12 protein-coding genes are annotated in these 13082 nt (G+C 62.8%); 6 read left to right on the top strand and 6 right to left on the bottom strand.

Translation table 11 applies throughout. From position 1 onward, the window contains the following. Window positions 1–3: 3 nt before the first annotated feature. From ACXYMS_RS07780 to ACXYMS_RS07765, 4 genes are read right to left on the bottom strand one after another with little or no spacing between them, the layout of a single operon-like run. Window positions 4–1068, bottom strand: a complete 1065-nt coding sequence (locus ACXYMS_RS07780) for a sodium:calcium antiporter (RefSeq protein ID WP_458905190.1) — start codon at window positions 1066–1068, stop codon at window positions 4–6. 2 nt (window positions 1069–1070) lie between these two features. Further along, on the bottom strand, window positions 1071–2051 hold the full coding sequence (coxB, locus tag ACXYMS_RS07775; protein WP_458905189.1) for a cytochrome c oxidase subunit II: 981 nt from the start codon (window positions 2049–2051) through the stop codon (window positions 1071–1073). Continuing rightward, entirely contained in the window at window positions 2048–3139 is a 1092-nt protein-coding gene (locus tag ACXYMS_RS07770; RefSeq protein ID WP_458905187.1) for a c-type cytochrome, read from the bottom strand. Before ACXYMS_RS07770 ends, coxB begins: the two co-directional genes overlap by 4 nt. Beyond that, window positions 3132–3674, bottom strand: coding sequence for a cytochrome c oxidase assembly protein (locus tag ACXYMS_RS07765; RefSeq protein WP_458905185.1), 543 nt, complete (start codon window positions 3672–3674; stop codon window positions 3132–3134). The genes ACXYMS_RS07770 and ACXYMS_RS07765 overlap by 8 nt, the downstream gene beginning before the upstream one ends. A 289-nt stretch (window positions 3675–3963) precedes the next feature. On the opposite strand from ACXYMS_RS07765, the gene ACXYMS_RS07760 reads away from it, so the two are divergent. Continuing rightward, window positions 3964–5034, top strand: coding sequence for a LacI family DNA-binding transcriptional regulator (locus ACXYMS_RS07760; protein WP_458905183.1), 1071 nt, complete (start codon window positions 3964–3966; stop codon window positions 5032–5034). 35 nt (window positions 5035–5069) lie between these two features. Here ACXYMS_RS07760 and ACXYMS_RS07755 read toward each other — a convergent pair whose 3' ends face one another. Both ACXYMS_RS07755 and ACXYMS_RS07750 read right to left on the bottom strand, forming a co-directional pair. Further along, entirely contained in the window at window positions 5070–6074 is a 1005-nt protein-coding gene (locus ACXYMS_RS07755; RefSeq protein ID WP_458905181.1) for an ABC transporter permease, read from the bottom strand. A 24-nt stretch (window positions 6075–6098) separates the two neighbouring features. After that, window positions 6099–6839 (bottom strand): ATP-binding cassette domain-containing protein, encoded by a 741-nt coding sequence (locus ACXYMS_RS07750; protein ID WP_458905180.1) that lies wholly within the window; start codon window positions 6837–6839, stop codon window positions 6099–6101. 339 nt (window positions 6840–7178) lie between these two features. Between ACXYMS_RS07750 and ACXYMS_RS07745 the strand changes: the two genes are divergently transcribed. The 5 genes from ACXYMS_RS07745 to ACXYMS_RS07725 all read left to right on the top strand — a co-directional run bounded on the left by ACXYMS_RS07745 (window position 7179) and on the right by ACXYMS_RS07725 (window position 12972). Further along, window positions 7179–8168 (top strand): sugar-binding protein, encoded by a 990-nt coding sequence (locus ACXYMS_RS07745; RefSeq protein WP_458905178.1) that lies wholly within the window; start codon window positions 7179–7181, stop codon window positions 8166–8168. An 80-nt stretch (window positions 8169–8248) separates the two neighbouring features. Beyond that, window positions 8249–9223, top strand: coding sequence for an NAD-dependent epimerase/dehydratase family protein (locus ACXYMS_RS07740; protein WP_458905176.1), 975 nt, complete (start codon window positions 8249–8251; stop codon window positions 9221–9223). Window positions 9224–9382: 159 nt separating this feature from the next. Next, window positions 9383–10330: a sugar-binding protein gene (locus ACXYMS_RS07735; protein ID WP_458905175.1), complete on the top strand. Its 948-nt coding sequence runs from the start codon at window positions 9383–9385 to the stop codon at window positions 10328–10330. A 135-nt stretch (window positions 10331–10465) separates the two neighbouring features. Then, window positions 10466–11962 (top strand): sugar ABC transporter ATP-binding protein, encoded by a 1497-nt coding sequence (locus tag ACXYMS_RS07730; protein WP_458905932.1) that lies wholly within the window; start codon window positions 10466–10468, stop codon window positions 11960–11962. A gap of 11 nt (window positions 11963–11973) precedes the next feature. Then, window positions 11974–12972, top strand: a complete 999-nt coding sequence (locus tag ACXYMS_RS07725; RefSeq protein ID WP_458905174.1) for an ABC transporter permease — start codon at window positions 11974–11976, stop codon at window positions 12970–12972. Window positions 12973–13082: the final 110 nt, after the last annotated feature.

Here is a 13082-nt window from a genome sequence, read left to right as displayed (position 1 = left end):
ATCTCACCTCAGGAAGAACAGGATAACCAGGCCCCCGCCATAGCAGACTAAAACCGCCATGGAATCGAGACCCATTCGAAACACCGTCTTGTCGCCACGCTCGGCCATGCCGATGACGAATAGCGCCGTCACGGCGATCCCCAGCAGCGCCCCGAAAGCGCCAAACGCGCCGGCCTGTGACAGCACTGGCTCACCCTGCGCCACCGCGTCCACCACGAAGATGAGGCCGATATTGATAAGGTTCGTGCCCAGAATATCCGATACTGCAAGCGTGTAGAGACCGGACTTGGCCGCTGTGATCGCCGTGCTGAATTCCGGCAGCGAGGTCGCGAAGGCCAGCAGTACGAACCCCACGGCGCTGCCGCCAAGCCCGGTCTGCTGAGAAACCGCGTCGCCGGTGCGCGACAGGAAATACCCCGCCACCAGAATGACCAGGGCGAGAGCGGCCGTCCACAGGATGATCTTGCGCAGCGACATTTCGGAATGTTCCTTGTTCGCCTCGTCCTGTGCCTTTTTCTGCTGCTGTTTCAGCCTTGCATCTTCTTTGCCCCCGCGCGCCGCCACCCAGGATTTGCGTCCTTCCGACTGGGACAACACATAGATGCTGAACCCATAGGCGAAAGCACTGGCCCAGGCCCAGGCGCCGATCCCCAGGATCGATACGTCGCCCACGGTAATGCCGGCGGTGGCAATGCTGATGAGCAGGATGTTGAGCCCGCCCTGCAGCATGACCATGGGGTCGGGGATTTCCGAGGTGAGCGCCTTGCCGCGTATGGTGACGTCGACAATGGCGAGAATGACCACCTGCGCCGCAATCGAACCGAAGAGATTATTGACCGCCAGCAACGAAGCGCCCGTCGCCGCACCGGTTACGGTGGCTCCAATCTCGGGCAGCGAAGTGATGCCGCCAAGAAGTAACATGCCGATTGCTGCCTGCCCGATGCCGGTCTTGACGCTGATGGCGTTGGCATAGCCGGTGATCCGCGCGCCGGCGAACCAGACGACGACCGCCGCCACCGCGAAGATCGCAAAATTCATCCAGATGGGGGCACTGGTGAAATCGAACATGGCTAGCGCAGACTTTCGAGATAGGCGGCAAGGTCCCGCAATTGTGCCTCCGAAAAGGTCGCGTATTCGGGCATGCGGTTTTCAGGCTTGATGTGCTGGTTATTGACGATGAACGCTGCAATGGCCTCCGCCGTATTGGGCAGCGTGGCCGCCGCCAGGGAATGGCGGCCGCCCACATGGGTGAGATCAGGCCCGATACGCCCGTTGGCCGGAGTTCCCCGCACGGTATGGCAACCGCCACAGCCTGCGTTCAGGAACTGTTCATGACCGTTGGCCAGGACCTCGCCTTCGGGCTTGGCAGCCGGAGCTGCCTCGCGCGCCAGCCACGCCTCGAACTCGTCAGGCGCATGCGCGACGACGTGAAATGACATGAAAGCATGGGCGCCACCGCAATATTCGGCGCATTGCCCCCGCGTGATACCCGGCTGGGTCGCGGTAATGGTCATCTGGTTGGTTCGGCCGGGGATCATGTCGAGCTTCCCGGCCAGGCTTGGCGCCCAGAAGCTGTGGATGACGTCGGCCGTGGTCAGGTCCAGCGTTACCGGCTGGCCAACCGGCAGGTGGATTTCATTAGCAGTTTCAACGATTTGTCCATCCGCGGTGTGGTAGGTGACGCGCCACCACCACTGTTCTCCGCTGATCGCGATGCGAAGATCCGTGCTCCCTTCACGGTCGACGGCACCGGCGCGCAGCAGCACAAATCCATAGATCAGCAAGACGCTCAGCACGACCACGGGAAAGGCGATGCCCAGCCAGTTGATCAAGCTTTCGCTGGCGAGCCGCTGGCGCAGGGCGTCACCACCTAGAATGGCAAGCGCCGCAAGTACGATGACCAGCAGGAGAATGGCTGCTCCGCCAATAGTCATTATCCAGAACAGCACATTGATGCGCTCGGCCTCAGCCCCCGTCGGAACCAGCGCCGACTGCTGTGCAGAACACCCCGCCAGCACCGGCAGCAATGTCAGCAATAGCCACCGCCTCATGGGGAGACCTCCGCGGGCGCCAGGCTTTCGTAATAGGCGCTGACGGCCTCTGCGTCCTGCGCATCCAGGCGTTTGGCGATGAAAGCCATCAGCCGCCCGTAGGCGGAGCCGCTGCGATAGTCGCCGTTTCGCCACACCTTCAACTGCGTTTCCATATACCGCGCTGATTGACCAGCGAGCGGTGGCACCTGTGGATCGCTTCCATTATGACAACTGGCGCACGCCGGAACGTCCTGCTCCGAAATACCCCCTGCGGCGATTTCAAGTCCACGGGCCACCAAGGCGGGATCGGCCCGCCCGCCAATGCCACCGGCCGTCAGACCCGCGTAATAGGCAGCCATATCGGCGATCTCGTCATCGCCCATGTCGTGTGCGATCGGGGCCATGAAGCCGCTGGCCCGCAAGCCGTCTCGATATTCCTCAAGCGCCCGGACCAGATACGCCTCTGGAAGGCCATCGAGGCGCGGAACAAGAGTGCTGACTGGCTCAGTCCCTGCATCGCCATGGCAGCGCCCGCAAGTATCGAGTTTCCGCGCGTTCTCTGCTGTTTCGGCAAATGCCGCTTCGTCCTGCGGCCCCTCCTCATTCAGGCGTTTCAGATAGGCCACCATCGACCAGACTTCATCGGGTCGATCATCCCCCGGCCACGCCGGCATGCCGGTATATTTGAGGCCGTGATCGATGATCCAGAATACCTCCCTGGCGCCATAGTCCTCGAAGGCGCCGGTCAGGTCCGGCGGCTGGGGCAGCATGTTGGCATAGATTGGGTTGAGCGGCTGGCCGGGAACGCCGTGACAGCTGGTGCAGGCACCGAGAAAGTGCTCGCGTCCAAGCCGATAGAGATCGAGGTCTTCAAGGTCCGGCACGTCGATATTGCTCGCCGCAACCGAGACCGAGCGGTCCCGCAATATAGTGATGACGAAGTTGGTAAACGACCAATGCTCACGCGAAGCGCCGATATTGTAGATACCCGAAAGCACGAAAACCACGCCGCCAATGACCATGGCACCGACCACCAACAGGCTGGCGAAGCCGATGCGCTGCCACCGCGTCAATTGCCGAACCTTGACCACCTTCTCCTCAGCCATGGGCCCTTCCATCCTGTTCGAGGGAAAAGAACCATCGCCCGGCCAGAGCGATGCCGGCCGCGACATAGCTCAGCGGACAGGCGATCAGCATGAGCATCCCGGCCATCTGCTGATCCGCGAGCATCTGCGCGCCCATAGGGTGGTGGTGTGCCATGCCCAGTTCGAAAAGTTGGTTGGGCGAAAAGACCAAGAGCGCGCCAAGAAGGCAAAATAGCTTGCCGGTTACCAGCAAGGCAATCAGCGCCCGCCAGCTTTCCTCGCGGGTCATGGCAGCAATGCTACCCCAGAAAAAGGCTGCTGTGGCCGCCAGACTGGCATGCATCAATATCATCAGTACTGGGCTGGCCATGGCCGCACCCAGTGCTGCGGGGCTGTGCCAGGACCAGAGGAGTACAATCTGCGCCGCTGTGGCCCAGGGCCAGCTGCGCGCGAGCCAGCGCTGGTGCAGGTGCCCGCGAAAGATGAGTATCGCCAGCGGCACCACTAGGTTCATCAGCGCGAGATGCTGCAGCATATGTGTTGTAAGATGCCCCATGGCAGCCCGACTATCCCCCTTGTCTGAGGGACATAATTATTAGGTTGTCACTTGGTTGCCAAAAACCGGGCTGGCGGTTGATGGGGACGCTAATAAGTGCGGACTACGGGCCCTGCCTGGTCCTAGCCCAATCTATTCGCTAACCGCTCGACGTCGGCCTTTTTTTAGGAAACAGTGAGATGATGGAAGATGCGGTCGTGCCGGAACTGGGCATCACCTCGATTCGCTTGCTATAGTTATTCACCGAGACGCTCATCAGAATAGTCGAGCGGCAGGTTCGAGCAGGTCCATGGTAAAATCAAAGCGACAAGCTGCAGGCACGCGTCCCACCATGATGGATGTGGCCGCCGCAGCTGGCGTGTCCCAGGCAACGGTCTCCCTGGTGCTGAGCGGCAGCAAGATGGCGCGGCTGACCGATGCCACACGCCGGCGCGTCACCGAGGCCGCCGAGCGGCTGAACTACAAATTCGTGCGCCGCGGCCCCAGGACGGCAAGCGCGGGCAAATCGACCATCCTGTTCATTGCCGACGAGGCCTCGACCGATCCCTGGATGTCGCTGGCCTTCGAGGGCGTGCGCGACAAGGCCCTCGAATTTGGCGTCAATGCGCTGATGGCCGTCAGCCATGGCGACGCGGACATGGAAACCAATATTCTCCTGGGCATGCGGGATCAGTCTCTCCTGGGCGTGGTCTATGGCACCATTCTCACCCGCGCCGTCGGGCTGCCGCCGGCCTTTGCGGCACATCGGACCGTGCTGGTGAACTGCTATGATGAAGAAGGTGCGCTGCCCGCGGTGCTGCCGGCTGATCTCCTGGCGGGCAGGGTGGCCACCGATCACCTGATCGGGCTGGGACGCCGGCGCATCGGCATGATCAATGGACAGCAGGGCCTGGATAATCCGCGCGACCGGCTCAAGGGCTACAAGCAGGCGCTGGCCACCCATGACCTGGTGTTTGAGCCGGCCTTGGTCAAGCCGGGCAATTGGGAGCCATCGTCAGGCTTCGAAATGACGATGGAACTCATGGCCATGGATCAGCCGCCCGATGCCATTTTCTGTGCCAATGACCTGATGGCCATGGGGTGCATCGAGGCCCTTAAGCAGCTTGGCCGCAGGATCCCTGAGGATGTGGCCGTGATCGGGTTCGACGATCGGGAAATCGCCCGCTTCCTGCATCCGCCGCTGACCACGCTGGTGCTGCCGCAATATGAAATGGGGCAGACGGCCGCCGAACTGCTGCTCGATAGCGCGGGCGGGCTCGATGCCCGCACGACGCGCATCAAGGTGGAATGTGAATTGATCGTTCGGGGCTCGACCCGTCCGAGTGCGGACATGGACGCCGAGCAGGTGGCGGCGCAGTAGCAGGGCCACCGCGCCGCACGATTGGCTTGTGTCAATCAGTCGGACGAGCGGGCATTGCGGAACCGATCAAACGCCACGGCGATCACGATGAAGGAGCCGACAAAGGCGCCCTGCCAGAAGGTGCTGATGCCCAAAAGGATCAGGCTGTTGCGGATCACCTCGATCAGCAGGGCCCCCACGACCGCCCCAAAGGCAGTGCCCACCCCGCCGGCCAGGTTGGCGCCGCCAATGACGGCGGCGGCAATGACCGAGAGTTCCATGGCCTGCCCGAGATTGGTGGTGACCCCTCCCAGCCAGCCGACTTCGAGCACGCCGGTAATGCCGGCCGTGACAGCCGAGAACACATAGACCGAAACCTTGAGCTGCTTGACGGCAATGCCGGTCAGCTTGGCGGCCTGTTCATTGCCACCCATGGCAAAGATGTGTTGTCCCCAGCGCGTCCATTTGAACAGGAACCCGGTCAGTAGCGCGAGCGCGGCGAGAATGATCAGCGGATTGGGCAGGCCGAATGTTGATCCCCCGCCCAGTCCCAGGAGGGTGGTGTGGTCCGGCCCGAACTCATAGATCATTTTGTTGTTCGAGAGCACCATGGCCAGCGAGCGGGCCACCGAGAGCATGCCCAGGGTCACCACAAAGGCCGGCATGCCCGCATAGGCGATCAGCACGCCATTGACCACGCCGACCGCCACCGAGACCAGGAGGGCCGTGGGGATGCCCACCCAGATTGGCATGCCCGAGGACATCAGGACGGCGACCGTCATGGCCGAGAGCACCACTGTGGAGCCGACGGACAGGTCGATGCCACCCGAGGCAATGACCGCGGTCATGCCCAGGGCGATGATGCCAACAAAGGCGAAATTGCGCGACACGTTGAACAGGTTTCGCTCGGTGGCGAACGTATCGGTGAGCAGCGATAGCGCCAGGCACGCCAATACGGCGGCCATGAAGACCCAGAAAATCTGATGGCTCGCTAGGCGCGAAATCAGGCTGCGGTGTTCGGACTGGTCGATGACGTCCGTCAGGGAATTGGATTGGGACATGATACTCTTCCTCTCGGGGGCCGCTCAGGCCATCTCGATCGCGCCGGTAATGAGGCCGGTGACCTCCTCGGCTGATGAATCGGCGGCGCGCTTGCTGGCCACGAGGCGCCCGCGGCGCAACACGGCGATCTTGTCGGCAACCTGGAACACGTCGGGCATGCGGTGGCTGATCAGCACCACGGCGATGCCGTGGTCACGCAGGTGCCGGATCAGGTTGAGCACTTCGGCTACCTGCCGCACTGAAATGGCGGCGGTCGGCTCGTCCATCAGCACGATGCTGGCATCGGAAAGCAGCGTCCGGGCAATGGCCACGGCCTGCCGCTGCCCGCCCGACATGCGCTTGACCAGGTCGCGTGGTCGCGTTTCGGACTTCAGCCGCGCGAAAAGCTCTGCGGCCCGGATGCGCATGCCCTGATAGTCGATGATCCTGATCGGGCCGATCTGCCGGGTCATCTCGCGACCGAGAAACACATTGGAAGCGGCCGAGAGATTGTTGCAGATGGCCAGGTCCTGATAGACCACCTCAATCCCGGCCCGCTGGGCGTCGAGCGGCTTGTGGAATTCCACCTTCTTGCCGTCCAGGAAAAGCTCGCCGCTGGTGGGCGCGAAATTGCCCGCGATCACTTTCACCAGCGTCGACTTGCCCGCGCCATTGTCTCCCATCAGCCCGACGACTTCTCCGGGCTCGATGGTCAGTGATACATCCATGAGCGCATGGATGGCGCCGAAGCTCTTGGTAATATTTGCTAATTGCAGCGCGCTCATGCGCCTCCCCTTCTGCCTGCTTTTGTAAATCCGGCCCTTCCCTCCCAGAAAGGAGCCGGCGCATCCTAGCCCAAACCACGCCGTTTTGCGCAGTCTTGCCGACGTAAAACGCGCTGCATTTCATGCTTGACGATCAATGTCGATGTGCGCTTATATTATCACATAATATGATCAGTCCACAGGAAATTGATCAGTGAAGCGGTCCCGGACGATGCGTTCGGCGGGTCCGCAGGGGAGGTTCGTTGCGCTTGCTTGCATGAGCGGGCATGGCGATCGCCGACGGGAACCAGGGACCAAAGCCCGGCTCGTCGGTTCAATCACACGGGAGGAGTAGACACTTTGAGGTACGTAAATCACATTGCGGCTGCCGTTGCGGTTCTCGCGCTGGCTGCCGGGGGCGCCCAGGCGCAGGACAAGAAGACCCTGGCCATCGTGGTCAAGGGCCTGGACAATCCGTTCTTCGAGCAGATCAACCTGGGCTGCCAGGACTGGGCGGCGAATAACCCCGATTCCGAGTATGAGTGCCTGTATACCGGACCGGCTTCGAGCGCCGACGAATCGGGCCAGGTGCAGCTGGTCGATGACCTGATCACCAGGGGCGTGGCGGCGATCGCCATTTCCCCGTCCAATGCGCCGGCCATGGCCAATCGCCTGCGCGAAATCGCCCCCGATGTTCCGGTGATGACCGTGGACGCCGATCTTTCCGAAGCCGATCGGTCACTGCGCGCCACGTTCCTGGGCACCGATAATTACCTGATGGGCGTGATGATGGCCGAGCAGGCCCAGCGCCTGAAACCAGAGGGCGGTTCTGTCTGCCTGCAGCTGGGCAATGTCGCGGCCGACAATATCAATGCCCGCGCCGCCGGCTTCCGCGACACCATTGCCGGAGCCAAGGGTACCGACCGCCTGGCCGGCGAGGGCGGCTGGAGCGAAATCGAAGGCTGCCCGGTCTTCACCAATGACCAGATCGACCTGGCCAACCAGCAGATGGCGGACGTGTTCACCGCCAATCCGGACCTGGACGCCTTCATCCTGATCGGCGGCTGGGCGCAGTTCGCACCCCAGGCCTATGCCCAGGTCACCGACCAGGTCATGGATCGCCTCGACAGCAATGACCTGATCATCGTGGCCGGCGACACCCTGCCGCCGCAGGTCCAGGCCTTCAATGAAGGTCGCAGCCACGCCCAGATCGGCCAGCGGCCGTTCGAAATGGGCCAGCGCTCACCCGATGTCATGATCCAGCTGATCAATGGCGAGACGGTGGAAGACCCGATCTATACCGGGCTCGATGTCTGCACTCGCGAAGAGCCGGGCTTCTGCGCCCAGTGATTTCTCACGTCTGGACATGGCGCCTCGGCGCCGTGTCCGCGATGTTTTTGTGTGAAGAGCGTTCAAAAGGACTTCTGCAAGTGAGGCTTCTGGTCACCGGCATCACCGGAAAGGTCGGCTCCAATTTCCTGCCCGCCTTTGTCGCGGCGGAAAAGTTCGCCGGCTGGTCCATCCGGGCGATCTGCAACAACCGGACAATCGAACACCCCAGGGTCGAGATCGTGCGCGCCTCGCTCTCCGATGCAGCGGCCATGCGCGCCGCCATGGAGGGGGTGACCCATGTGCTGCATATGGCGGCGGTCAAGGAATCCCCCGACCTGGCCATGGATGTCGGCGTCAAGGGCATGTTCAACCTGCTCGAGGCCTTCCGGGCGACGGCCGGCACCCAGCAATTCCTGCTGCTGAGCGGCGATTGTTCGGTCGGACATGTCTTTCAGGATTACGAAGTGCCCATCACCGAGACCGCGCCGCGCCGCGCCTATCCGGGCTGCTACGCGCTGACCAAGGTGCTCGAAGAGGTCATGCTGGAGCAGTATGGCATCCAGTACGGGATCAATGGCAGCTGCCTGCGCGCGCCATGGATCGTGGAAAAGGACGATTTCCGCTATGCGCTGAGCTTCAGCGACCAGTTCGGCGGCCCACCCTGGAGCGAGCTTCTGAGCGCCGAGGCCATTGCCCGCCACGCCCGTTCGGCCAGCGTACCGCTGCTGCGCGACGCACGCGGCGCGCCCCTCAGGCGCAGTTTCATTCACGTCGATGATCTGGTTGCCGCCATCCTGGTGGCGATCGATCACCCCGCCAGCGCGGGGCAGCTCTTCAATATCGCGATGGACGAGCCGGTCGATTATGGCCAGGTGGCGCACTACCTGCGCACGAGCCGCGCCCTGCCGGTCGCCGAGATCAGCACCTCTTTTCACAGCAATTGGCTCGACAACGCCAAGGCTCGCCTGACGCTGGGCTGGAAGCCGTGGGTCGATCTGCACACCCTTGTCGACCGGGCCTGGGACTATGTCCGTGCGCCCGACGATCCGCGCATCATCTGGTACCCCGGATAGACGCGCGATCAAGCCATATCCGCCGACCGGCGAGGGACCTGCCAGAGAACAGGCCCGATCCGGCGGGGATATCACCGTTCCGCGGCACGCAGTGCAGCGGGACATTCATGGAAGGCCGAGGTGCGGTGCAGGACACACCCTCGGTATGGGAGGATTATTATGAAACTCAAACTTGCCGTTTCAGTCGCCGCCCTGGCCGCCGTTCTGGCCGGCCACGCCGTCGCACAGGACAAGCCGCAACTGGCCTTCGTGGTCAATGCGGCTTCCGATTTCTGGAAGCTGGCCGAGGCCGGCGTGGCCAAGGCACAGGCCGAGCTGCCCGGCTATGATCTGCAGTTCCGCTATCCCGCACAGGGTACTGCTGCGCTGCAGAATGCTCTGATGGACGATCTGGTGGCCGCCGGCACCGATGCCATCATGATTTCCTCGGCCGATCCGAAGAACTCCGTCGACGCCTTCAACCGCATCGCCGCACAGGTGCCGCTGTTCACCACCGACAGCGACGCACCCGACAGCAACCGCATTGCCTATCTGGGCTCGTCCAATACCCTGGCCGGCGTCCAGGCCGGCGAGATCGCCGTTGCCGCCTTGCCCGATGGGGCCAAGTGCATGGGCTTTGTCGGCTTCCTCGGTGCCGACAATGCCATCGAGCGCATTGCCGGCTTTCGCCAGGCGGTCGAAGGCAGCGGCATTGAACTGGTCGATGTGCGTGGCGACGACGTGGACTTCGCTCGTGCCCGCTCCAATGTCGATGACGTGCTGGCGGCCAATCCGGATATCAACTGCATGATCGGGTTCTATTCCTACAACCCGCCCAAGATCTATGAAGCGCTGCAGGCCGCCGGCAAACTGGGCGAGGTTACGGTCATTGCCTTCGACGAGGATCCGATCACCCTGGGTGCCGTCCGCGAGGGCAGCTTTGCCGGCACCGTCGTGCAGGACCCCTACCAGTGGGGCTATCAGGGCATGCACCTGATGGCCAAATATCTCGAGGGTGACACTTCGGGCGTGCCGGACGACGGCCTGATCATTGTTCCGACCAAAGTCATCGACGCGTCCAATGTCGATGCCTTCGAGGCCGAACTCAAGGAGCGCATCGGCGGGTAATCCTCCCAGCCAGCGCAGCCGCACCGGGTCGAGATTTGACCCGGTGCGTGCCTGTCACGCCAAGAGTATGTTGAGCGGCACCTGGGTGCCGTTGCCGCTTTTTCAGGTTGCCTGAATATGAAGTCCCACGACGCGATGCCGCACCCCCTGCTGGTGCTCGAGAACATTTCCAAGGTCTACCCCGGCGTGGTGGCCCTCTCCAACGTCACCCTCTCCGTCAGGGCCGGCGAAGTCCTGGCCCTGATCGGCGAGAACGGCGCCGGCAAGTCGACGCTCATGAAGGTGCTCGGCGGGGTGATTGCTCCTAGCTCGGGCAGGATCATCATCGACAATGTGGCCCATGACCAGCTTTCGGTAACCCAGTCGCAGGCGGCAGGGATCGCCTTCGTGCACCAGGAACTCAACGTCTTCGATAATCTCGACGTTGCGGCGAACATGTTCCTGGGCCGGGAGCTCCGGGCCGGCGTCTTTCGTCTCCTTGACCTCAAGGCCATGCATGATGCTGCCCGCCCGCTGCTGGCGCGCGTGGGGGCGACGTTCCGCCCCCAAACACCGGTGGCCGAACTGTCGCTGGCCGAGCGGCAATTGCTCGAAATCGCCAAGGCGCTCTCCATCGACGCCCGCGTCGTCATCATGGATGAGCCGACCTCTTCCCTGACGCTTTCCGAGACGCGAACCCTGATGAAGGTCATTGCCGATCTCAAGGCGCAGGGCATTGCCGTCATCTACATTTCCCATCGCCTGGGCGAGGTCGAGGATTGCGCTGACCGCGTCTTTGGCCTGCGCGATGGCCATGTCGCGGGCGAACTCGACCGCGACCGGATCAGTCACGACGCCATGATTCGCCTGATGATCGGGCGCGACCTCAAATCCCTCTACATGCCTCCAAGCCACCCGGCTGGCGAAATCATCCTGTCGCTCAAGGGGGTGCGGATCGGCGCCAACCCCAGGGCCAGGGCCGATCTCGAACTGCGATCGGGTGAAATTCTGGGCGTGGCCGGGCTGGTCGGCGCGGGCCGCACGGAACTCGCCGAGGCCATATTCGGCATCGCGCCGGTGCTGGAAGGCGAAGTCGTGCTGGCGGGAAACCCGTTCCGTGCCGCCTCGCCACGCGAAGCTATCCAGGCCGGTCTCTACCTGGTGCCCGAGGACCGCAAGCGCACCGGGCTCGTGCTTGAAAGTTCGATCTGCGAGAATATTTCGCTGGCCGATCTGGGCGCGGTGAGCCTCAACGGCCTCGTCTCGCACGCCTTGGTCGAGGAGCGGGCCGAGACCCAGCGCCGGAAGCTCGACATCAGGGCGGCCGATGTCCTGCGCAATGCCGCGGAACTCTCGGGCGGCAACCAGCAGAAAGTGGTTCTGGGCAAGTGGCTCTCCATGAAGCCCCGGCTCATCATCTTCGACGAGCCGACGCGCGGCATCGATGTCGGCGCGAAATGGGAAATCTACAAGCTCATGCGGGCGCTGGCCGAGGCCGGCGTCGGGGTGATGATGATTTCGAGCGATATGGAGGAAGTCATCGGAGTTTCCGACCGTATCGTGGTGCTGCGGGAGGGCCAGGTCACTGGATCGCTGCCGCGCGCCGAATTCTCCGAACACAATGTGCTCAGGCTCGCCGTCGGCGCCAATTAGGGACCAGTGCAATGCAGAAAAAAGACATGGGACTGGCGGTCCTGATCATCGTGGTGGGCGCGATCGTCTATATGCGCAACCCGCTCTTCCTCTCGCCCATCAATCTGGGCAATACCGCGAACCTGATCGGCCTGTTCGGGCTCTTCGCCATCGGCCAGGGCTTCGTCATCATGACCGGGGGCATCGATCTCTCGGTGGGTTCGATGATCGCCCTGTTGGGGGTGATCTTCGTGGATCTGGTCGGCCGGTTCGGCGTGCCCTGGCCGCTGGCCATGGCCATCACCGTCTTGGTGGGCACGCTGATGGGGCTGGCGCATGGCCTGCTCATCACCAGGCTCAAGATGCAACCTTTCGTGGTCACGCTCTGCGGCCTTCTGATTTATCGCGGCGTGGCGCGCGGCTATACCGGGGAAGCAACGGCAGGCTTCCCGTTCGGCGCCAGCTATCCCGAACTGGAATGGCTGACCATCGGGCGCTCCTTCGGGATCCCGCATTCCTTCTATGCCATGATCATCATCGGGGTGATCTGCTGGTTCGTCCTGCATCGCTCCGTCTATGGTCGTCACCTTCAGGCCGTGGGCAAGAATGAGGACGCGGCCCGCTATTCCGGCGTGCGGACCGGTCTGGTGATCACCTCGGCCTATGTCATCTGTGCCGTGCTGACCTCGATCGCGGCAATCTATTTCGCCATGTTCACCCGGTCGGTGCAGCCATCCTCGCATGGCAATTTCTACGAACTCTACGCCATTGCCGCGGCGGTGCTGGGCGGCTTCTCCCTGCGCGGCGGCGAGGGCTCAATAGTCGGGGTGATCCTGGGGGCAGTGCTGTTGCAGCAATTGCAGAACCTGGTGAACCTGCTCGGCATTCCTTCATCGCTCAATTTCGCGGTCATGGGCGGCGTCATCCTGGCGGGTGTGCTCGCCGACCAGCAGTTCAACCGCTATCGCCAGAAGCGGCGCGCGACGCGGGCGCTCGATGCCCTTGGCAAGGAGACTGTGGCCCCCGGGTGAAAGCAGACGTCACCGGGACAGACCATATTGCGCCTTGGCCCGTCATGGTCGCAACCGCACCAACCGGCTATGCCGGCAGCATTGTCTGTGCGAACGTGATCACGTCCGGC

The sequence above is a fragment of the Devosia sp. CAU 1758 genome (assembly GCF_054482695.1).
This window is presented reverse-complemented; position numbering and strand designations above follow the sequence as displayed.